This window comes from uncultured Granulicatella sp., assembly GCF_963515615.1.
Lineage (GTDB): Bacteria > Bacillota > Bacilli > Lactobacillales > Aerococcaceae > Granulicatella.
The window spans coordinates 1-21,033 of sequence record NZ_CAUPZT010000016.1; the positions used below are offsets into that span (position 1 = coordinate 1).

The window sequence follows — 21,033 nt, forward strand, 5'->3', positions numbered from 1 at the left end:
TTTTGTTGATTTATCAATCTTTTTTTATACAAACGCCTCCGTGTGTTTCATTTTTACCTAAAAACAGCTAGAAACATTAATCTATCAATGTTTCTAGCTGTTTCCACTTCTCTTTTAATAATTATGAAAACCAATACAATTTTTACTCTTCAAAAATTTATTTTAAATAAATTTATTTTTCCTCTTTTTCAATATGAGCTGTTACTGCTAATAAAAAGAATATCGGAAATATTGACATCAAATAGGTGAAATTAAACTCTTCACCAAACGAATGTTTAAAGTAAAACATATTAAATATTTTAAATAAAATTGGAATGACATTTAAAATAACCGCAGCAATCCAAATTATTTTTCCTGTAAGATTTACCTGTCTTTCTTTCCCATTTTCTTTTTTACTCATTGTTATTCCTCCTTAAACTTTTCAGATAAATTATTTTAACTTTCACTTTTCTCTTTTTCAATATTAGCTGTCACTGCGAATAAAAAGAAAATCGGAAACAGTGACATAAAATAAGTATAATTAAATTCTTCTCCAAACGAATGTTTAAAGTACAATACGTTAAACAATTTAATTAAAATTAAAATTACATTTATAATAAGTACCGCTGCCCAAATTGTTCTTCCTGTAATATTTACTTGTTTTTCTTTACTATTTTCATTTTTTCTCATTGTTATTCCTCCTTAAACTTCTTCTGAGATGACGCCTAACAGGATCGGAATGAAGAGTACAAACTTTTCTCCCGTTACATATTCTATAACTGATTCTCCACCAATGAATACTTTCACCATTAATATCGTTAACACTGCAACATAAAACCAGAATAAGTTTTTAAATATTTTTTTCATTTTGTTATTTTCTTTTACTTCTGTCATTTCGATCACTTCCTTTACGTTTTTACATTTATAGTATAGCCAATTCTTTTCTCATTGTTGAGTGCTTAAAGTCACTACTTACCATGACTAAAGTCATTAAAAAACACTCTAAGCATCTCGCCTAGAGTGTTCCTTTCCAAATTAACATTGAATATCAAATTTACATTTATCTGTTTCTTCGTATTCTTTAATATTTTCGAAACTTGTTTCAATCATATTTAATACTGCTTCATCTGTATAGCTTCCCATATGAGGAGTCACTAATACACGAGGATATAACTCTACTAATTTTGCAACTGCAGGATCTTCTATTGTTTGACCTTGTAAGTCTTTAAAGAATACTGCACTTTCCCCTTCTAATACATCTAAACCAACACCTGATAAGTGACCAGATTCAACAGCTTCGATAATGGCATCAACATCTTGCAATTCACCTCGAGCTGTGTTTACTAAGATAGCACCTTTTTTCATTTTACTAATAAATTCTTTTGTAATTACTTTACCATTCGCTGGAATATATGGCGCATGAATACTAATTACATCTGAATTCGCTAGTAATTCATCTAAAGATACTTGAGTACAAATATCTTCTACTCCTTCTTTCGGAAATGCATCGTATGCTAAAACCTTTGCCCCTAAACCTTTGAATAAGCTTGCAGTTGTTAAACCGATACGGCCAATCCCTACTACACCTACTGTACAATTGCGGATTTCTTTTGCAAACATTTGTGCATCTACACGGAAATCTTGTTTACTTGTTTTTGAAACTGTGTATGCAACATTTCTTAATAATGTCATCGCTAATGTCACTGCTAATTCACTAATTGCATTTGGTGAATAGAATGGCACATATCCTAATTTAAATCCTAATTCACGTGCATAAGGTGCATCAATGTGGTTCACGCCTACTGTACGTGTAATAACATATTTTACACCTAATTCTTTATAAATATCTAAGTTTTCTTTATTTGCCCAGCAATTTCCACGTAAAATAACTGCTTGACATCCTTCTGCTAATCGTGCTGTTTCTGCTGAATTTAAATATTCAGGTGTTGTTACTAATTCATAACCAAATTTTGCATTCACTGATTCAAAAATTGGCTTTTCTACATCACGAACTCCGTATGCTAATACTTTCACGTTTTTTCCTCCAATATTGAAATGGAAAAGTATCCCCGTCTTACATGGTTCTACTTTTCCATTTCCAAAAATTTTATTTAAACTAGATTATAAACCTTTTAAAATAACTGATCCTAATACAATCCAGAATACTACTGCTGCAACACTTAATACTGTTGCTAATAATGACGCATTACTTGCTAAAACTGCTTCACGATCATATTTAATCGCATAAGCTACTGCTACTGTTGCAGGCGGTGTTGCAAGCATAATAATAATACCCATTGCAGCTTCATAACCCATTGGTAAGAATGGACGTACTGCAAAAATAATTGCCACAAAGATAGCCGGAACTACTAATAATTTCACTAAACTATAGAACCAAACTGCACGTTCTTTTACAGCATCTCCTAAAGAAATATTCCCTAATGTAATACCGATTGCTAACCAAGCTAATGGTGAACTTAAGTCTGCTAAATAAGAAATAGCTTTAAATAACCATGGAGCTGTTTTATCGATACGTAAGAAAGCTACCATAATTTCTTTATCTTTATCCATTACAGCAACTTGTGGTAATGAACCTTGGAATACCCAGATTAATAAACCAGCAAAAGTTGCAATAACGATAATATTTCCAAAAATTAATTTTAAGTTTTTCTTTTCGAATTTCATACCACTCATACGAATTAAACCATATGAATATAAAAATACACGATAAGCTAAATTGAAAATGTTCGCATATAATGTACCAGTTGCTCCTAGCAATCCGTTAATAATTGGAATACCGAAGAACGTTGTTGAACCAAATGTTGTTAAAACAGAAAGAGTTGTTTTACGATCCCCTTTCTCTTTCATGAAGAATAACTCTCCTAAAACAATTAAAATTGCATAAGCGATAAAACCAAAAATAAATACGTTTAATCCTGTTGTAAATGTTTCTTGTTTAATATCTTGCATGAACGCTTTGAACGCTAACGCAGGAATCGCAACAGATAACGCTAAGTTACTAATGACCTTTCCACTATTTGCATCAACAATATCCTTTTTACGAATAATATATCCGACTAAAATAATAGAAATTGTTGAAAAGATTGCTGCCACAAATGTTGGCGCAGTTAAAATTTTCAGAATTTCAGCTGATGACATCTAAAAATTAACCCCTTTTCTATTTATATTTTTATGTGCCTTTGCACATACCTCAGTATTTTACCATATTTTTCATTTTGTTTGCAAAACATTTTCTTGTTATGAAAATGTTAATTAGTCATGAAAAACGTTTCATTCAGATGATAAGTTTGCATATCAAACTTAACTTCTATTTCTCTGTACAAATTCGAATTTCTGGTTGTTCTGGAGATGCCTTTAATAGTACTGCCAACAAATCCGCACTACTTGTAACAGCTACTGCTTGATTACCCCATTCAACAAAATAATAGTGCCATACCTTTAGCGGTTCTACCTCAAAAACTCTTGCAACTATCTTTCCTAATGAGGATAGACTCTCTTTCACTTCACTTAAATTATCCTCTTGCAAAGCATCAAATATGATTCTGAACTCATCAGAGGATAAACGTATTTGATTTACATTCAGGATATGCGTTAACAACTTAAAACGATAATAAGATTGATTCACTCTTTACTTCTCCTATTTGTGTTCATCTAACCATTTTTTAGCAATTTTCAAAATTGGCAACTCTCGATTCGTCAATAATCTTCCTAATTTTTTGTCTGTTTGACTTTCATACAATTTTACCGCTTCTTCATAACTAAGCGTTAATACCTTCATGTTAAAATCATTTTTTTCATAATCTAGTAATTCTTGCTCTCCACGACTCTTCACTTTACACAAATAATAATGATTGATATTATGACGATTCAATGCGTGATAATAGTCACTCACAATTCCAATTTTACATAGCAGTTCACTTTCGATGCCTAATTCTTCCTTAACTTCTCGTAAAACTGCCTCTTCAGCATTTTCACTTTCTTCTATACCACCACCGGCAGTTTCGATATAAGTTCCGCATCCAAATAAATCATCTCTAGTAATTTGAACAAAATAAAATTGTTCCAAATCGTCTACAACAATCGCTCTTGCACAATGACGATCTTTTTGTTCTCCTGCTCTTTCCCATTCCTTATCTTCTAATTCTAAGTAAAATTGTAAATCTTTCATCTATCTCCCTCCACTCTCAATCATTATTATATAACTTTTTTATTTTAAAATAAAAAGAGAGGATCTAGAAGATCCCCTCACTCAATAATTTGTTCATTAATTCAATGCTTTTTTCTTACGATTTAAAACTGTATTTAAGAAAATTGCCATTACACTAGCAACTACAATCCCATTTGAGAAGAACATTTGGAAAGCAGTTGGCATACTAATAAATAAGTTACTATTATTAAAACCAACACCCATACTAATTGAAATTGCTGCAATTAAGAAGTTATGTTCATTATTCGCAAAATCTACTGTTGACAAGACTTGCATTCCTTGAAGAGATACAAAACCAAACATTACAACCATTGCACCACCAATGACAGGACTTGGAATAATTTGAGCTAATGCGCCAAATTTTGGTAATAAACCTAGTACAATTAAAAATGCTGCAGCATAGTAAATTGGAAGACGATTTTTAACACCTGAAATTTTTACTAATCCAACATTTTGAGAAAAACCTGTATATGGGAATGTATTGAATACTCCTCCTAATAATACTGCCATCCCTTCTGCACGTAGACCATTACGAAGACGAGTTGCATCAATATTTTCACCTGTAATATTTGAAAGTGCCATATAAACACCTGTTGATTCTACCATTGAAACTGTTGCAATAATACACATCATCGCAATAGAAGAAAATTCAAACGTTGGCATTCCAAAATAGAATAAAGATGGAACATGCACCACTGATGCTTCTCTTACAGGAGTAAAGTCTACTAATCCCATGCTAGCTGCAATAGCTGTACCAGCAATTAATCCAATTAAAATAGAAATTGATTTAATAAATCCTTTTGTAAAAATGTTAATTAAAAGAATAATTACAACTGTAATAGTTGCTAATAATAAGCTTTGAGAAGTTGGTTCTGGAGAGTTATTTCCCATATTACCAATTGCTACTGGAATTAATGTTAAACCAATAGTAGTAATTACAGAACCTGTTACGATTGATGGGAAGTAGTTTGCTAATTTAGAAAAAATACCTGAAACTAAAATAACATAAATCCCTGAAACAATTAATGCACCAAACATGGCACCACTACCATGACTTTTACCAATAATAATTAATGGAGCAACAGATTGGAACGCTACCCCTAATACGATTGGAAGACCTACTCCAAAGTGTTTATTTAATTGAAGTTGTAATAATGTAGCAACCCCACACATAAAAATATCTGTAGAAATTAAATAAGTTAATTGTTCACTAGAATACCCTAAAGCTGTGGCAATCATTAGAGGAACAAGAATAGAACCTGAATACATTGCTAATAAATGTTGTAATCCTAAAAGTGCTGCTTGCGAGTGTTTTTGTTGTTGCATTATAAATCTGCCTCCTTAAAAATTACTTTACCATTTTCAAAACGTTCAATTCGAGCAAGTGAGAATACGGGATAACCGGCTTCTTCAATTAATCCTCGCCCGTCTTGGAATGATTTTTCAATCACGATCCCAACCGCTTCCACTTTTGCTCCTGCCTGTTCAATAATTTCAATTAAACCTTTAGCAGCTTGACCATTCGCCAAGAAATCATCAATAATTAGTACTTTATCTTCAGTTGATAGATATTTTCCTGCTATTGAAACGGTGTTACTAACTTGTTTGGTAAAGGAATACACTTCAGCAGTTAATACTCCTTCATTCATTGTAATGTTCTTTGATTTTTTTGCAAAAATCATTGGGACATTCAATTTATCGGCAACATAAATCGCCGGAGCAATTCCTGACGCTTCAATTGTCACAACTTTTGTAATTCCCGCATTGGCAAATTTTTCTGCAAAAACTTCACCAATTTCATGCATTAGACGAAGATCTACTTGGTGTGTTAAAAACGAATCTACTTTAAGGATATTTTCACCTAAAACATGACCATCTTTTAAAATACGTTCTTCTAGTAATTTCATAAGTCCTCCTATAATCAAAATAGTTTTCTTACTTCCTCACAATCCCTTATCCCAAATAAACAGAATTCAAAACCATACATTTTATACGCTGCTCATTCGGAATATCTGTATTTTAATACTATCGTTTTATAAAATCAATAGTTTTTCATGAATTAATTATTCAAATACGAACGTTTTACAATTATAAATCTTCGATTATACATTTTTAAATACAAAAAAAGGTCGGACATACTCGTCCGACCTCTAAATAGTCATTAAAAATTATTTTAATGTTACAGAAGCTCCAACTTCTTCTAATTGAGCTTTTAATGCTTCTGCTTCTTCTTTAGCAACGCCTTCTTTTAAGATTCCAGGTGCGCCATCAACTAAAGCTTTAGCTTCTTTTAATCCTAAACCAGTAGCTTCACGAACAACTTTAATTACTTTAATTTTGTTGTCGCCTGCAGATGTTAATTCTACATCGAAGTCTGATTTTTCTTCAGCAGCTTCACCAGCGCCACCAGCTACTACAGCTACAGGAGCTGCTGCTGTTACGCCAAATTCTTCTTCGATTGCTTTTACTAAGTCGTTTAATTCTAATACAGTTGCTTCTTTAATGTCAGCAATGATTTGTTCAATGTTTAATGCCATTTTAAAATTCCTCCATTTTGGTTCATTATTTTTTATTATTTTTTGATTAGCTAGCTAGCTTTAAGCAGCTGCGCCATCTTTTTGATCTGCAACGGCTTTGAATGCCAATGCAGTGTTGCGAACTGGTGCTTGTAATACTGATAATAGCATTGATAGTAAGCCTTCGCGGTTTGGTAATTTTGCAAGAGCTTCGATTTCTTCTTTAGAAGAAACTTTACCTTCGATTACACCTGCTTTAATTTCTAAAGCTTCAACTTTTTTAGCAAAGTCAGCTAAGATTTTAGCAGGAGCGACTACATCATCGTTACTGAAAGCTACAGCTGATGGTCCTTTGAAAATGTCATCCATTCCTTCTAAACCAGCTTCTTTAGCTGCACGTGATAAGATGCTGTTTTTTACAACTGCAAATTGTACACCTGCGTTACGTAATTCTGTACGTAAGTTTGTTGCTTGTTCTACTGTAATTCCTAAATAATCCACTACTACAACAGATGTTGCGTTTTTGAATTGTTCAGCAACTTCAGAAACTTGTTGCGCTTTTTTAGCAATAATTGCTTCACTCATCTTCGTGTTTCACCTCCTGAATTTTAGGTAGGGCATAAAAAAATCTCTATGCCCACAAAGACATAGAGAAATAAGATCAACTTGTTCTCCCTCGGTAGGATATTAAGGCTACGCCTCCTACTGTCTTCGGTCGCATTCAACTAGGAAATAGTTTACAGGAACAAAAAGTCCTTGTCAACTATTTTTTTGCAATTTTGAATATTTTTTACTTACTCTCCTAAAATGAGTTTTGTAAGTTCTTCAGAAGTTACAGCTCCAAAATATTCTGATAACTCAAATGTGTCTAATACAGCTTTAATATCTTCTTTGACCATACGAACACCTATTAATTGAATTTCTACATCTTGAATTTCACGTTTAGAGAAGAAATCACCACGAATACTACATTTTGTAATTCTTCCTTGTTCCACTTCTAAGTATACTTGAATCGTTCCTGCCGCAAATCTTCCATCACGGTAGTCGCTATATTGTGGAGATTCTCCATAATTCCAATCCCAATTTTTATACTTTTTAGTTGTCAATTCATCAATAGCTTTCCAATCTTCTTCCGTTAACACATAACGTTTCGCTTCATCTATTGAATCAATTCCTAACAACTTGCAAGTCATTAAGTTTTTAAATTCATCAATTGTAATTTCTTGATATTCTGGTGCTAAATTTGGACGAATCGAACCCACTCTAGCTCTTGTTGATTGAATCCCTTTTGATTGTAATTTCTTTTTATTTGGATTCAAAACTTTTTCCATTGCATCATAATCAACATCTAATAGTAAAGAATATCCTCCATAAACACGTCCATTACTAATCGTCATTGCAGCTCCAGAAACTTTCTTCCCATCAATCGTTAAGTCATTTCTACCAGTTTGTTCCACTCCAGTTGCCCCTAACTCATGCAGCGCTTGAATCGCCGGAGCATATGTTCTCTTGAAATCTCCAAACACTCCATTATCTTGAATTAAATAACAAACATTAACAGCACCTGAATCTACATATACGGCACCACCACCAGTATCTCTTCTAACTACTTGAATATTATGTTCTTTTAAATATTGTTCATTCACTTCTGCAACTGTATTTTGGAATTTTCCAATTTCCACTTTTGGATCACAGTAATATGGAAATAAAATATCATCATCTAAAAATACATTTTGTTGTACATATACTTGCATCGCAAGAGCTACTGCTCCATCTGTAACATACTTTCCATTTCTAATTGGTTCAATCAAATACATAAAGCTTTCCTTCTTCCTTCAATAATTGATGTGTTTCGTGTATTAATGTTGCAATATTTTCTGATAATAGTAGGGTGCAATTTCGAATGGCTAAAGGCACTCTATAATGTTTATGGTTCATACTCACATAAACTGCATTTGGATTTTCTGTAACTTTCTTTTGGAATGGTGTTTTAATAAATTGTGGTGTTGTAAATCCAATTCCAATTTCTAAATAGACTACTTTTCCTGTCTCATATTGTTTTAAAAAAGCATCATAACGAGCTTTTTGTTCAAAGAAATCTGCAGATTCCACCATCCCTTTTTCAGCATTACGCTTATTAATCTCTAATGGTGCACCACATTCTGGACAAAACGGAATTAATTCATACGGGACTTTCATATCTTTTTGCCTTGCAATCATTTCCCGAATTAGCTCATCTTTTCGATAAGTTTGCGGATGACAATGTTGGCTACATTGTAATAGTCCGTATTCTCCTTGAATATGAAATACTTTCTCCATATCAAATCCAGCTACTTCAAAGGCATTATCAGCATTCGTAGTAATAATATGATACGGTTTTGTTTCAAGCATTTCTTTCAACTCTACATAAGCTGCTCCTACTGGTTGATCTAAGTAATTCAGTGCAATAAAGCGACTTTGAAAAGACCAGTACTCTTCCCAACTGGCAAATTGAAATAAACTTGCTTGTAACATATCTAATAATTGATACTTTTCAATAAAATCTGGAAAAGCTGATTCAAAACGTTCCCCAATATAAGTAAATCCATCCGCAGCAGACATTCCTGCTCCAATCCCTACAACAATAGCATCTGCTTCTTCAAACAAACTTTTTAATTGTTGCGCCTGATTTTCCATCTTTTGTATCGGTGTAATCCACTCCACTACTTCCCCTCCCTTCTATCATAATTGTAATAATTTTTCATAGGTCATTTGTTCTTCATTTGTATACGTTGATAAAATCAACGTTTCTGGGAAGACATGTTGCTTAGCCCAGCCTTTTACAACTGAAACTGCAATTTGTGCAGCATCTTCTATCGGAAAACCAAATTGACCCGTTGAAATCCCACAAAAAGCAATACTTTCTAACTTCATTTCTTCTGCTTTCTTTAAGCAACTCATATAACATTTCTCTAATAATTGTTTCCGAATAGGCGTAACGGACTTTCCAAGGGGAACAAAAGGCCCCACTGTATGAAAAACATACTTACACGGCAAATGAAAACTTGGCGTCACCTTCACAGTTCCCACCGGTTCTTTTTTCTTCTGAGCAAGTTGAATTTGATGACAACATTCTCTTAACTTGACCCCTGCAAAAGTATGAATGGCATTATCAATACAACGATGATTTGGAATAAAGCATCCTAATAAATCACTATTCGCCGCATTTACAATTGCATCCACTTCTAAATGACATAAGTCCCCATGATATAATTTTACTCTCTCTTCATTGGTATCTTGGCAACTTTCCAATCCAACAATTGTCCCCGTATGGTATTGCTTTAAATAAGCCTCTTCCAATTCTAAATAACGGATATCCGCTGGACTAGCAGGTCGAATATTGACTAACCCACGCCAAATTTCTTCTAATTCTTTTTCTGATTTTCCAGAGAAATCTGGAATAACTTCGCCTTTTTCCTCCATCAAAAAATCAATCATTTGCTGTAATCGATTAACTTGTGTGTCTTTATTCATCTTCTAATGCCATAAATTGCGATTCATCAACATCTGTTAATACGACTAACCAATGTTCTTCTGGTTTTTCAGAGTTTAATAATGTTGGTTCATCTACTGCAGCTTTATTATATGCCACTACTTTTCCTCCAATTGGAGTCACAATAGACATCACTGTTTTTGAAGCTTCAATACTAACAATTTCTTCTTCAGCTTCTAACACTTCATCTTGGCTAAATTGAACAAAACCAATTGTACCCACATCATCTTGTAATTCTGGTGTCATACGAATCGTATAACGGTCTCCTTCTTTATCAATCCATAAAAAATTTGCAAATTTTCTCATTTTATTCGTCCTTTCTACTGATACATTTGTGCGAATAATTCTAACGCACGTTTCCGATTTTCAAATTCTCCAACTAGTGGAATCATTAATAATTCATCCGGATTACAAACTTGGCACAATTCATCTATTTGAGCTTTTACTGCCTGAGAATCTCCAACAATTAACCGTTGACGATTGTCTTCGATTGTTTTTCTTTCCGTTGAAGTTACTTCTCTTGTTTCTACATCTTTTTTAGTCGGGAATGTTTCAAATTCGCTAAAATCTTGTTTTCCTAACATCCATAAATCTAATGCTTGAGCCATCTCTTCTGCTTTTTCTTCAGTATCTGCAATAACTACAAAAACTGCTAAAATAAAGCGAGGAGACGCCCCATTGACCGATTGAAACTCTTTACGATAAGACGTCGATAATTCTTTTGCCAGCTCAAGAGGCTCTTGTGGAATATATGGGAAAATTCCATAAACAAATCCTAATCCATTCTTCGCAGCAATATGAATAGATTCTCCACCCATTCCTAATAAAAATTGTTCTGGGACCCTCTTTGTATAAGGAACCGCAGCATTAGATTGGATTATTTCTTGTAAACTCTCTACCCATTTACCAAACTGAGGTTTCGTATAATGACTTTTCAAAGCCGTTGAAACAGATTTTGTTCCAATTGAATTTCCTAGTCCAATATCGATTCTTCCTGGAAATAACACTTCTAATGAACTCATCACTTCTGCTACCTTATAAGGAGCGTAATGCAAGCCCATAATACCACCTGAACCAACATGAATGTTCTTTGTTTGAGAAGCAATCGCTGGAATAACCACTTCAGGTGCACTTATAGACAAAGCTTTTACTTGATGGTGTTCTGCTACCCAAAAACGTTCATAGCCTAATTCTTCTGCTATTTTAGCTAATTGAATCGTCTCTTGAATGGCTTCTTCATTTGTTTTCCAAAAATCAACAACGCCATAATCCAATACACTAATTTTCATCGACAGCTCTCTCCTTATAGTTAACTTCCAAACTTCTAAAGAAATCTCTTGCATCTTTATGAAGCGACTCTCCAAAATCCATTAACGGCACAATATCTTTAAATGCAGCTTGAGGAATCGCTAATTCTTCTAAATTCTCCGGTTTAATCGATAATTGAATTTCTTCTGATTTACCTTCTTTAATTTTTTTAGCAAATTCAGGATCTGTAATAAATGGAGTTGATAAGCCAACAAGGTCGGCATGTTCTAACGCTTCTAATGCTTTTTCTTGACTATTAATACCACCTGAAGCAATCACCGCTACTTTTCCTTTTAACGCTTTATAAATCACAGCATTCACTAGTTCGCCTTGATGAGGACCTTTTGCACGAATTTTATTTCGAAATACATCATGCCCCCAACTCGCAATCGCTAAATAATCAATCGAAGCAATGGTTAGAGCCTGATGGAAAAATTCTAAAAACTCATCGATACTATAGCCAATTTGATTTCCTCTAGTTTCTTCTGGAGTTGCTCTAAAACCTAATATAAACTGTTTCCCAGCATATTGCTCAATGGTTTCTTGAACAACTTTCAACACTTCAATCCCAATACGGGAACGATTCTCTAAAGATTGTGAACCATATTCATCTATTCGTTCATTTGAAAAAGTAGAGAAAAATGTTTGAATTAACAATCTTTGAGCAGAAGAAATTTCTACTCCATCAAATCCTGCTTCAATCGCAATTTTAGTGGCACGACGATAATCTTCAATCACTTGATGAATCTCTTCAATCGTCATCTCATGCACTTCATGTGGAAATGGCGATTGTAATTTCATCGCACTAGGCCCTACAACTGTTTTATCTCGATTCAATGCATGACTGGCAAAACGTCCTGCATGGGTTAATTGTAAAATAGCCGTTGCTCCTTGAGATTTCATTTCCTGAGCTAATTTCTTTAATCCTGGAACAGCTGCCTTATCCATTGCACTAAATCCAAATTCAAATAGTTGCCCTTGTTTATTGACGTACGCTGCCCCTGTAATTTGTAAAGCTGCAGAAGCTGCACGTCTCTTTGCATACAATAAATCATCTTGTGTAATATACCCTTCTTCTGTTGAAGAATTTGTCACCATTGGCGATAATACAAAACGATTGTCTAATACAATATTCTCCTTCAAAGTAAAAGGTTCAAACAATGCATCTATCGTTTTCATTTTTAAACACCTTCCTTAACCATACATACTTCTATTGTATCACTTTTCTGGCTATATGCTGGAAATTTTTTAAAAATTATTAAAACTTCCACAACTCATCTTCTTCCCACTGTTCAGCAATCGCTAGTAATAAATCTTCCCTACCTTTTGCCGCTACTAATTGCACTCCAATTGGCATACCTTCCCGTGAATGACCAACCGGAAGACTAATCGCCGGTTGACCTGTAATATTCATTCGTTGTGTAAATGGAGTATCTTCCACACTCGACTCAAACATCTTCCACACAATTTCTTGACGTTCTTCGTGTGAAAATTCATGAATACGCTCCATCTTCTCGATTAAGGCAGCATCTAAAGAATACGCATCTTGTTTCGGTGCCGTATTAGCAACCGTCGGTAACAACAACACATCATACGTATTATGAAGTTGCATCATTGCTTCCGTATAACGATCCCAATCACCCGCAACTCGTGCATAATCCGCACCCGTCACCATTAAGCCACTTTGATACATGACCCATGTCATTAATTCCATATCGAAACGAGTCATTTGACGTTGCAATAGTGTCTCCATCCTTTGAAACATCACAACAGTTTCTGCTCCACTAATGAGATAAAATCCTTTTTGAAGTTCAACTCCATTAATCGGGTCTTCTGCTATTTCACTCACTTCATGTCCATCTAATTCAAATTTCTTCGCCATTTGGCGAACAACTTGTTCCACTTCACTAGAAACATTTCCACCAATTGGATGCTTTAATAACATCCCCACTTTCAACGGACGATTGAATTTAGTGGAAAATAAATTTTCTTTTTGTAATAAAGGCAATGGAAATGGACTTTCTAATTGACACGTCTGCAAATGCCATAATAAATTCCGAGTATCTCTCACCGTCTTCGTCAAAGCAAATTGAACGGTAGCTCCATTCCAACCACGATAAGAACCAGGCCCCACCGGAACACGACCACGAGTCGGCTTCAACCCAATTAACCCATTATGACTAGCAGGTACACGAATCGAACCTCCCCCATCACTTGCAGCTGCTAAAGGCGAAATTCCTGCAGCAACAATCGCAGCAGCACCGCCACTAGAACCACCTGCATTAACGCTTTCATCTAAAAAATGACGAACAGGCCCATGCAACTGAGCATCACTCACCATTTTATACCCAAACTCTGGAGTATTCGTTCTTCCTAATATAATAAAACCTAATTCTTCTAGACGTTTTACAAAATGACTTGTATCATGACAAATATAATCTTTAAATAAACGAGACCCATACGTGCAAGGTGTTCCTTTTTTCTCTTGCCCTAAGTCTTTTAAAAATAAAGGCACTCCCGCAAAAGGTTGATTACTCACTTGAAACTTCTTTGCTTCTTCTATTGCTTCTTCATAACGTGTCGAAACAATCGCATTTAATTTCGGGTTCAATCTTTCCGCCTTTTCAATCGTTTCTAACACTAATTCCAACGGACTTACTTGTTTATCACGAACTGCTTGTGCCATACTCGTCGCATCTCGAAACATCTCCACACCCTCTTTCACACTATTTCGCATTGTCATTATATACATGTACGTTCTTTATTGGCAATGAGAATGCATGGGGGAAAGTTCCCATAGTAGCACAAGACTCGCCTAGCGAGGCTGCTGCCGTCTTCAGCTACTATTTCAAGAAGTCCCATTTTCAAACGTTCTCCCCCTCAAATCCAAAAAATAGAAAGGACTTTTCACGTAGAATGAGCGCTAGAATCTGTCACAACAGATTCTAGCACAGGAAACTTTGAGACCTTAGGCTCAAAGTTTAGCTATGAGACTCTCTTGCGAGGCTGCTAGCGTCCTAATGCTACAATTTGAAAAGTCCTTTCTATAAAAAAATCAGCTTAAACTATTACTAGTCTAAACTGATTCATTTCAAACTTTTGATAATACAATTCCATAGCCCTCTGGCAATTTCGACAGTAAGAAAGTATCTTTTTCTAAAATATATCCCACTACATTTTGTCGTTCATCTAGGGGTAAAACTTGTTTTGTTATTTCCACTTCTCCTTGATATCGTCCATAACCCTCATTTGCTTGATTAATTTCTCCAACACGTCTATTGCTTACAGAAACTTCGCCTGCTAATAATTCCATCCCTCTTGTCCCAAGTACTCGAAAAACATAATCACTAGCATCCGGTCTATCATAAAGAAGCTTTCCTTCTAACGCCTCAGGAACAACTGCCTCTAATATCACAAATCCTTTTTGAAAATCCGATAAGATTTTTTGTGTTTCTTCATTTACATAAGGATCTCCAACTATAATCATATCCGTATTAGCATTCATTAATTCGCAAATTGCTAAACGCTTATCACATTTTCGATGTTCTTCTACAGTAGGTAGCCCTTGATGAATTGGTCCTCTATACGGTTCATCTCCAGGAATAAATGCTAAAATTTCAGCTCCTAAACTTTTCAGATACGCATTCATCTTCTCTAGCTTTTTAATAGAAATTCCTGTATATTCTTTTGGATAATAATTATGACATGCAATTATTTGAGTGTTTAGTCCTAATTTTTGTAAAACAATTATTTCTTCTTCTTTAAAAGTCGAAGCATTGACAACTAATTGAAAAGCTTGACCACATCTCTGAACAAGAGATTCATCTCCAAATTCATCTAAGCGAAGATATTTCAACCCCGATTTTTTTAATGCTAAAATATTTTCTTTTATCAAATCTTTATGGGCAATATCAGGAATAACATCTACCCCATAAGAAACTGTTAATTCAATAAATTCCATCATTTGTTCAATTCTCATAGGAAATTCTTGCAATTGAAAAGAAGTAAAAGCTACGCACTGACGCGCAGCTTTCATCTCATCTAAAATCTTTTTTAAAATTTCTCTATTTAAATTAGGATAAATCGAACGTCCAAATGAAATTTTGTTTCGATTATTTTCCATATACTTCATTAATTCTTTCTTCATCTACTCCAAATAACCAAGTGATGATAAATCCTCCCACATACGCTCCTACCATAGCGATTAAGAATTGAACTTGTGTGCCAGGAACCATAATTAATGCTCCAAACAATCCAGATACCCCTTGAGATACTGTTCCTAAATGGAATAGTACAGCTAAAACTCCACCTAAGCCAGAACCTAAGCAGGCTGTGATAAATGGTTTTCCTAACGGAAGAGTTACGGCATACATCATTGGTTCACCAATTCCTAAGACACCTACAGGTAGTGAATCTCTTGTTAATTGTTTTAATTTTTTATTATTTGTCTTCAAATATAAAGCTAAACCTGCGCCGACTTGACCGCCACCAGCCATCATTAAGATTGGTAATAAGTAGTTAATTCCAGCACTTGGTCCATTTGGATCATTTAATAGCACATGAATTGGTGTTAAAGCTTGGTGTAATCCAACAGATACAATCGGCAAGAATCCTGCTGCTAAAATATATCCGCCTACAACACCTAATTGTTCATAAACAAAATTCAATACAGTATAAATTCCTTGTGTTAAAGCAGCTCCAGCAGGTTGAATCAATAAGATTGAAATGAATGCTCCAATAATTAAAGTACATAATGGTGTTAAGAAAGTTTTTAACATTTGAGGCATTTTCTTATCAATCCATCTTTCTAAATAAGCTACTACAATCCCCATCATTAAAGCTGCTAACAGACCACCAGCCCCTGGATTAAATGGTTTCCCTGTAAATGGTAATACAACATTTTGTGTATCAGTTTTTAATAACAATGGCATTGTAGAAACACCTAATGACATAGAACCTGCAATCGCCCCTAAAATAGGAGTTCCTTTAAATTCTTTCGCGGCATTGTATCCAACATATAAAGGTAAGAAGCCAAACAACCCCCATCCCATTGTACGAATAGCTTGATACCACCATTCAAAGTTATAAGCATTTCCAGTTGTTACATTAATAACATTTGAGATCCCATTAATTAAACCAGCTGCAATAATACCTGGTAATAGTGGAACAAAAATATTAGCAATATGTTCTAAAAATCTTTGAACTGGTCCATTGTGGGCTGCTTTATTATCTTTTTTATTCTTTCTTGCTAAATCTTCAGCATTCACTTCATCCACGCTTCCTAAAGCAATACCTGTCAACTCAGCAAATTCTCTTCCCACTTCTGTAACCTTCCCAGGACCTAAAACAATTTGTACACCTTCATCTCTTTCTACTACACCTAAAACTCCTTCAATATTTCTCAATGAGGCTACATCAATTTTTGATATATCTGATACCATTAAACGAAGGCGGGTCATACATGTAGAATTGCTATAAACATTCCCCTTATTCCCAACACTATTTAAAATTGCTTCTGCTATTTTTCTCGGTTCCATAATATTACCTCCTTATTTTTTCATCGCTTTTACAATATTCATATGATTTTCTTTTAATAAATCTATGGACTCTTTTGGTGTAATACCGTGTAATTGCGATAATATCGCTACTTTTAAATCATAATCAGTTGCTTCTAACATCTGAACAGCCTCTTCTTTTTTTATTCCTGTTACTTTTTCCAAAATAGTAGCTGCTCGTTGTTTTAATTTTTGATTTGTTGGCTGAACATCAACCATATACCCTTTAAAAATTTTACCAATACGAATCATTGCTGTTGTTGTAATCATATTTAGTATCATTTTTTGAGCAGTACCTGCCTTCATTCTCGTTGATCCTGTCACAACTTCTGGACCAGTAGTAGCTTCAATCCCTACTGTAGCAACTTCGCTAATTTTCGATTGAGGAGAATTAGAAATTGATCCCGTAAAACAACCTTTTTGACTGGCATAAATTAATCCAGAAACAACATAAGGCGTTCTACCACTTGCACTAATTCCAATTACAACATCTTCTGCTGAAAGATGAATTGCTTCTAATTGCTTTTGAGCTAAAGTTTCATCATCTTCTGCTCCTTCAATAGCATTTCTCAACGCTGTATCTCCACCAGCAATTAACCCAACAACCATTTCTGGAGAAACTCCAAACGTTGGTGGGCACTCACTTGCATCTAATACTCCTAATCTTCCTGAAGTACCCGCTCCGATATAGATGAGTCGCCCACCACTCTCGAAGCTTTCAATAACTGCGTTTGTTACTTGCTCGATAGAAGGAATACATTTTTCGATAGCGTTTGTAATCATCTGATTTTCATCATTCATATACATTAAAATATCTTTTACAGATTGTGTTTCTATATTATTGCTTCTTACATTTGATTGTTCCGTCATTAATTTTGAAATATTTTCCATAACTTCACCTCCATCCCTATTTCTTTCTCAGATGACTTGTAATCGCTTTATCTGATTTCATTATACACTTTTGTAATTTTTATTTCAATATAGTATAATAAATTTAGAAATAAAATTTCCAAAAAGGAGTCAAATACGAATGAAAAACTTTTTAACAGAAACTGACAAAAAAATCGCTCACTATATCGAACAAAATAATTCTATCGTACTATCTTCAAGTATTCATGATTTAGCAGATTTTATTGGCGTTTCATCTTCATCAATTAGTAAATATATAAAAAAGATTGGGTACACATCTTATTCCCGTTTCAAAGTAGTTCTTGCCCAACAAAACTCACAACCTATCGATGCACAATTGGATAGTCATGATACGATTAAAACGATTCAGTCCAAATTATTTCATACAATCACACGTTCTTATGAAATGACATTGGAACTCCTCAACGATGAATTACTCGAAACAATTGTTCAACAAATTCATTCTGCGAGGAGAATTTATATGTTTGGTGTCGGTGCTTCAGGAATGGTTTGTAATGACTTATATTTCAAATTAAGTAGGATTGGGAAAAATATTATTTATCATACAGACTCTCATATTCAACTTGCTAGTCTAAGTGGAGCAACAAATCAAGACTTCATTATTGGTATTAGTTATTCTTCCAACACAAAGGAAGTTATTACCGCTTTTAAAATCGCAAAGGAATTATCAATTCCAACTTTATCCATTACAGGAATTGGCAATCAGCAATTAGACGCTTTAAGCACTTATCAACTTAAAATTCCAAGACATGAAAATACTATTCGTTCATCTGCCATCACAAGCCGAAACGATTCATTTTTCTTAATTGATATTTTATATCTTGCTTTACTCCAAAAAGAAGAAGATCGTCATTTCCAAAATCTAGAAAAAAGTTACCGCATGACTCATCCATTGAGAGAAGATTTATAGTATTGGATCATAAAATGTTAATATGATTTTTAAAATAACAGTACTTTTAACACAAAAAACGTTAGGATGTAATAAACTTAGTCTATCACATCCTAACGTCTTAAAACTTATCATCAAAAGATTTCACTCATATTAACATAATCACATCATTATTATTCCACTAAATGGAATGAATAACTTGAAATAACAATATCTTCATGCATACGAAGTGCATATCTTAATTTCAAGCTCATTTGATTATGTAATACATTTTGCCAATTTTTTCTTGGAATAAATTGAGGAACAATAACTGTTACTGATTTTCCACTTTCCTTCGCTTCTCTTGCAATCTTCTCCACAAACTCAATTGTTGGTGGAATGACATCACGATAGTTTGTCATTACATTTTCAAAACGAATCTCTGGGAAATACTGTTTAAATTCACGAGCAACTTCCTCATCTTTTTCTTTCGTTTCTTCAGTAGATACATGCATCGCTATAATATCATTACCAAGACTATGCGCATAACTAATGGCTCCCACACTTACTTGTGTAACATTCCCAACTAACACTATAACTACATTTCCATTATACGTTTTCTTAACAATATCTGTTGAAATGCGTAATTGCGCAGCTACTTTATCATAGTGATTTTTTATTCTTAAAAACATCCACATCAAAATAGCAATAATTGGGAAGAATGGCCATATTTCACTAATTCTAAACAGCAATAGGATTCCAACAATTCCATAACAAATAATTGCACCTAAAATATTTGCAATTGAGTGTCGTAAAAAGTTCTTTCCATATAATTTTCTCCAATAAATGACCATTCCAGTTTGCGATAAAGCAAAAGGAATAAATACACCAATCGTATATAGTGGAATTAAACTTTCTGTATTAGCGTCAAATATTAATAATAATACAACCGCACCTGTTGCAAGAGTTATAATTCCATTCGAATAACCTAAACGATCTCCTTTTTCCATATACATATGAGGCATATATTTTTTCTTAGCCATATTAAACGTTAACATTGGAAATGCAGAAAAACCTGTATTTGCTGCAACTGCTAAAATTAACGCTGTCGACAATTGGAAAATATAGAATAACCCTTGACCTAACGTAGAATCTCCTAAAATAGCATGCGCCATTTGAGCTAGAGTTGTAATTCCATTCTCTGGAACAAGACCCAACCAATAATTTAGAAAAGTAATACCAGCAAACATAATCCCTAAAATAATAGTCATAATAACAAGAGTTGTTGCAGCATTTTTCGCTTTTGGTGATTTAAAAAATGGTACTGCATTGGAAATAGCCTCAACTCCTGTAAGCGAAGCAGATCCACTAGTAAAAGCACGTAATAACAAAATTACAGTTACACCAGAAATAGTTTGCCCTACATGAGCCGTAGCATTATAAACTAACTGCCCAGTTAAAATTTGAGTAAATCCATATCCTAACAAAAGAAGTGTACTCACAATAAAAAGATATACAGGAACCATCAAAGCAGTCGCAGACTCACGAAGTCCTCTTAAATTCATCATCATTAAAGCAAGTACTAACAAAATGGATATATGTAAATTATATGGTTGTAAACTTGGCACCGCTGAAGTAATCGCATCTGCACCTGAAGCTACAGATACAGCCACCGTTAACATATAATCAATTAGCAAACTACCACCAGCAATTAAACCTGCATTTGAAGACAAATTCTCAGATGTTACTAAGTAAGCGCCACCACCTTGTGGATAGGCATGAATCACTTGACGATAGGAAATTGTCAAACTTGCTAATAAAATTAAAACAACAATTCCAATTGGTAAAGACCACCAAATAGCTCCTGCCGAAGCCGTCATTAAAACAAGTACTACTTGCTCTGGACCATATGCAATAGAAGATAACGCATCACTAGAAAGCATTGCTAACGCTTGGGTTTTCCCAAGTAATCCTTCTTCACTTTCTGAATTCGATTGGAGAGGACTTCCAATAAACCATTTTTTTAATGTTGAAAACATAAATAACTCCTTAAACATACATAAGGCATTTGATACCTCGAAATAAACAATAGAGTTATTTTACTCTTAGAAAATATG

At 34.1% G+C, this 21,033-nt stretch carries 23 protein-coding genes and 1 other annotated feature; of the genes, 1 reads left to right on the forward strand and 22 read right to left on the reverse strand.

What is annotated here, in order from left to right:
• Nucleotides 1-172 precede the first annotated feature (172 nt).
• The 21 genes from RYL55_RS04015 to murQ all read right to left on the reverse strand — a co-directional run bounded on the left by RYL55_RS04015 (nt 173) and on the right by murQ (nt 18,009).
• Nucleotides 173-400 carry a hypothetical protein gene (locus RYL55_RS04015; protein ID WP_315007520.1) on the reverse strand — a complete coding sequence of 76 codons (228 nt, stop codon included), beginning with the start codon at nt 398-400 and terminating at the stop codon, nt 173-175.
• A 35-nt stretch (nt 401-435) separates the two neighbouring features.
• On the reverse strand, nt 436-669 hold the full coding sequence (locus RYL55_RS04020) for a hypothetical protein (RefSeq protein ID WP_315007522.1): 234 nt from the start codon (nt 667-669) through the stop codon (nt 436-438).
• Between the two features lie 12 nt (nt 670-681).
• Nucleotides 682-873: a hypothetical protein gene (locus RYL55_RS04025; RefSeq protein WP_315007524.1), complete on the reverse strand. Its 192-nt coding sequence runs from the start codon at nt 871-873 to the stop codon at nt 682-684.
• Nucleotides 874-1,014: 141 nt separating this feature from the next.
• Entirely contained in the window at nt 1,015-2,013 is a 999-nt protein-coding gene (locus RYL55_RS04030; protein WP_315007526.1) for a 2-hydroxyacid dehydrogenase, read from the reverse strand.
• An 87-nt stretch (nt 2,014-2,100) separates the two neighbouring features.
• Nucleotides 2,101-3,138 (reverse strand): AEC family transporter, encoded by a 1,038-nt coding sequence (locus RYL55_RS04035; RefSeq protein WP_006703261.1) that lies wholly within the window; start codon nt 3,136-3,138, stop codon nt 2,101-2,103.
• Between the two features lie 169 nt (nt 3,139-3,307).
• A complete protein-coding gene (locus tag RYL55_RS04040; protein ID WP_315007528.1) occupies nt 3,308-3,625 on the reverse strand; it encodes a hypothetical protein in 318 nt (105 codons plus the stop codon).
• Nucleotides 3,626-3,637: 12 nt separating this feature from the next.
• Nucleotides 3,638-4,168, reverse strand: coding sequence for an NUDIX hydrolase (locus tag RYL55_RS04045; protein ID WP_315007530.1), 531 nt, complete (start codon nt 4,166-4,168; stop codon nt 3,638-3,640).
• A gap of 96 nt (nt 4,169-4,264) precedes the next feature.
• Nucleotides 4,265-5,536 (reverse strand): nucleobase:cation symporter-2 family protein, encoded by a 1,272-nt coding sequence (locus tag RYL55_RS04050; RefSeq protein ID WP_315007566.1) that lies wholly within the window; start codon nt 5,534-5,536, stop codon nt 4,265-4,267.
• Nucleotides 5,533-6,114, reverse strand: coding sequence for a xanthine phosphoribosyltransferase (locus tag RYL55_RS04055; RefSeq protein WP_315007531.1), 582 nt, complete (start codon nt 6,112-6,114; stop codon nt 5,533-5,535). The genes RYL55_RS04050 and RYL55_RS04055 overlap by 4 nt, the downstream gene beginning before the upstream one ends.
• Before the next feature lie 261 nt (nt 6,115-6,375).
• A complete protein-coding gene (gene rplL / locus RYL55_RS04060) occupies nt 6,376-6,744 on the reverse strand; it encodes a 50S ribosomal protein L7/L12 (RefSeq protein ID WP_006703256.1) in 369 nt (122 codons plus the stop codon).
• A 60-nt stretch (nt 6,745-6,804) separates the two neighbouring features.
• Nucleotides 6,805-7,308: a 50S ribosomal protein L10 gene (gene rplJ, locus RYL55_RS04065; RefSeq protein ID WP_006703255.1), complete on the reverse strand. Its 504-nt coding sequence runs from the start codon at nt 7,306-7,308 to the stop codon at nt 6,805-6,807.
• 28 nt (nt 7,309-7,336) lie between these two features.
• Nucleotides 7,337-7,456 (reverse strand) — a sequence feature (ribosomal protein L10 leader region).
• Between the two features lie 61 nt (nt 7,457-7,517).
• Nucleotides 7,518-8,540 carry a lipoate--protein ligase gene (locus RYL55_RS04070; protein WP_315007533.1) on the reverse strand — a complete coding sequence of 341 codons (1,023 nt, stop codon included), beginning with the start codon at nt 8,538-8,540 and terminating at the stop codon, nt 7,518-7,520.
• On the reverse strand, nt 8,527-9,399 hold the full coding sequence (locus RYL55_RS04075; protein ID WP_315007568.1) for an NAD-dependent deacetylase: 873 nt from the start codon (nt 9,397-9,399) through the stop codon (nt 8,527-8,529). Before RYL55_RS04075 ends, RYL55_RS04070 begins: the two co-directional genes overlap by 14 nt.
• A 45-nt stretch (nt 9,400-9,444) precedes the next feature.
• Nucleotides 9,445-10,236, reverse strand: a complete 792-nt coding sequence (locus RYL55_RS04080; protein ID WP_315007534.1) for a protein-ADP-ribose hydrolase — start codon at nt 10,234-10,236, stop codon at nt 9,445-9,447.
• Nucleotides 10,229-10,561, reverse strand: coding sequence for a glycine cleavage system protein H (locus RYL55_RS04085; protein WP_314111440.1), 333 nt, complete (start codon nt 10,559-10,561; stop codon nt 10,229-10,231). The genes RYL55_RS04080 and RYL55_RS04085 overlap by 8 nt, the downstream gene beginning before the upstream one ends.
• Before the next feature lie 14 nt (nt 10,562-10,575).
• Complete coding sequence (locus RYL55_RS04090) at nt 10,576-11,544, reverse strand: MsnO8 family LLM class oxidoreductase (RefSeq protein WP_315007537.1); 969 nt, start codon at nt 11,542-11,544, stop codon at nt 10,576-10,578.
• A complete protein-coding gene (locus RYL55_RS04095) occupies nt 11,534-12,742 on the reverse strand; it encodes an NADH-dependent flavin oxidoreductase (RefSeq protein ID WP_315007539.1) in 1,209 nt (402 codons plus the stop codon). The genes RYL55_RS04090 and RYL55_RS04095 overlap by 11 nt, the downstream gene beginning before the upstream one ends.
• Nucleotides 12,743-12,821: 79 nt before the next feature.
• The gene (locus RYL55_RS04100) at nt 12,822-14,270 is read right to left on the reverse strand and encodes an amidase (protein ID WP_315007541.1); all 1,449 of its coding nucleotides are present in this window, start codon (nt 14,268-14,270) and stop codon (nt 12,822-12,824) included.
• 384 nt (nt 14,271-14,654) lie between these two features.
• Nucleotides 14,655-15,710 (reverse strand): MupG family TIM beta-alpha barrel fold protein, encoded by a 1,056-nt coding sequence (locus RYL55_RS04105; protein ID WP_315007543.1) that lies wholly within the window; start codon nt 15,708-15,710, stop codon nt 14,655-14,657.
• Nucleotides 15,676-17,100 (reverse strand): PTS transporter subunit EIIC, encoded by a 1,425-nt coding sequence (locus RYL55_RS04110; protein ID WP_315007544.1) that lies wholly within the window; start codon nt 17,098-17,100, stop codon nt 15,676-15,678. Before RYL55_RS04110 ends, RYL55_RS04105 begins: the two co-directional genes overlap by 35 nt.
• A 12-nt stretch (nt 17,101-17,112) precedes the next feature.
• Nucleotides 17,113-18,009, reverse strand: a complete 897-nt coding sequence (murQ, locus tag RYL55_RS04115; protein ID WP_315007546.1) for an N-acetylmuramic acid 6-phosphate etherase — start codon at nt 18,007-18,009, stop codon at nt 17,113-17,115.
• A gap of 139 nt (nt 18,010-18,148) precedes the next feature.
• Here murQ and RYL55_RS04120 point away from each other — a divergent pair, with 139 nt between their 5' ends.
• Entirely contained in the window at nt 18,149-18,958 is an 810-nt protein-coding gene (locus RYL55_RS04120) for a MurR/RpiR family transcriptional regulator (RefSeq protein ID WP_315007548.1), read from the forward strand.
• Nucleotides 18,959-19,110: 152 nt separating this feature from the next.
• Here RYL55_RS04120 and RYL55_RS04125 read toward each other — a convergent pair whose 3' ends face one another.
• Nucleotides 19,111-20,955: an APC family permease gene (locus tag RYL55_RS04125; protein ID WP_315007550.1), complete on the reverse strand. Its 1,845-nt coding sequence runs from the start codon at nt 20,953-20,955 to the stop codon at nt 19,111-19,113.
• Nucleotides 20,956-21,033: the final 78 nt, after the last annotated feature.

Excerpts from the sequence above, each read along its gene's own strand:
- RYL55_RS04015 (WP_315007520.1), bottom strand. The coding sequence starts at position 400 with ATGAGTAAAAAAGAAAATGGGAAAGAAAGACAGGTAAATCTTACAGGA.
- RYL55_RS04020 (WP_315007522.1), bottom strand. The coding sequence starts at position 669 with ATGAGAAAAAATGAAAATAGTAAAGAAAAACAAGTAAATATTACAGGA.
- RYL55_RS04025 (WP_315007524.1), bottom strand. The coding sequence starts at position 873 with ATGACAGAAGTAAAAGAAAATAACAAAATGAAAAAAATATTTAAAAAC.
- RYL55_RS04035 (WP_006703261.1), bottom strand. The coding sequence starts at position 3,138 with ATGTCATCAGCTGAAATTCTGAAAATTTTAACTGCGCCAACATTTGTG.
- RYL55_RS04045 (WP_315007530.1), bottom strand. The coding sequence starts at position 4,168 with ATGAAAGATTTACAATTTTACTTAGAATTAGAAGATAAGGAATGGGAA.
- RYL55_RS04055 (WP_315007531.1), bottom strand. The coding sequence starts at position 6,114 with ATGAAATTACTAGAAGAACGTATTTTAAAAGATGGTCATGTTTTAGGT.
- rplL (WP_006703256.1), bottom strand. The coding sequence starts at position 6,744 with ATGGCATTAAACATTGAACAAATCATTGCTGACATTAAAGAAGCAACT.
- rplJ (WP_006703255.1), bottom strand. The coding sequence starts at position 7,308 with ATGAGTGAAGCAATTATTGCTAAAAAAGCGCAACAAGTTTCTGAAGTT.
- RYL55_RS04070 (WP_315007533.1), bottom strand. The coding sequence starts at position 8,540 with ATGTATTTGATTGAACCAATTAGAAATGGAAAGTATGTTACAGATGGA.
- RYL55_RS04075 (WP_315007568.1), bottom strand. The coding sequence starts at position 9,399 with ATGGAAAATCAGGCGCAACAATTAAAAAGTTTGTTTGAAGAAGCAGAT.
- RYL55_RS04080 (WP_315007534.1), bottom strand. The coding sequence starts at position 10,236 with ATGAATAAAGACACACAAGTTAATCGATTACAGCAAATGATTGATTTT.
- RYL55_RS04085 (WP_314111440.1), bottom strand. The coding sequence starts at position 10,561 with ATGAGAAAATTTGCAAATTTTTTATGGATTGATAAAGAAGGAGACCGT.
- RYL55_RS04090 (WP_315007537.1), bottom strand. The coding sequence starts at position 11,544 with ATGAAAATTAGTGTATTGGATTATGGCGTTGTTGATTTTTGGAAAACA.
- RYL55_RS04095 (WP_315007539.1), bottom strand. The coding sequence starts at position 12,742 with ATGAAAACGATAGATGCATTGTTTGAACCTTTTACTTTGAAGGAGAAT.
- RYL55_RS04100 (WP_315007541.1), bottom strand. The coding sequence starts at position 14,270 with ATGTTTCGAGATGCGACGAGTATGGCACAAGCAGTTCGTGATAAACAA.
- RYL55_RS04105 (WP_315007543.1), bottom strand. The coding sequence starts at position 15,710 with ATGAAGAAAGAATTAATGAAGTATATGGAAAATAATCGAAACAAAATT.
- RYL55_RS04110 (WP_315007544.1), bottom strand. The coding sequence starts at position 17,100 with ATGGAACCGAGAAAAATAGCAGAAGCAATTTTAAATAGTGTTGGGAAT.
- murQ (WP_315007546.1), bottom strand. The coding sequence starts at position 18,009 with ATGGAAAATATTTCAAAATTAATGACGGAACAATCAAATGTAAGAAGC.
- RYL55_RS04120 (WP_315007548.1), top strand. The coding sequence starts at position 18,149 with ATGAAAAACTTTTTAACAGAAACTGACAAAAAAATCGCTCACTATATC.
- RYL55_RS04125 (WP_315007550.1), bottom strand. The coding sequence starts at position 20,955 with ATGTTTTCAACATTAAAAAAATGGTTTATTGGAAGTCCTCTCCAATCG.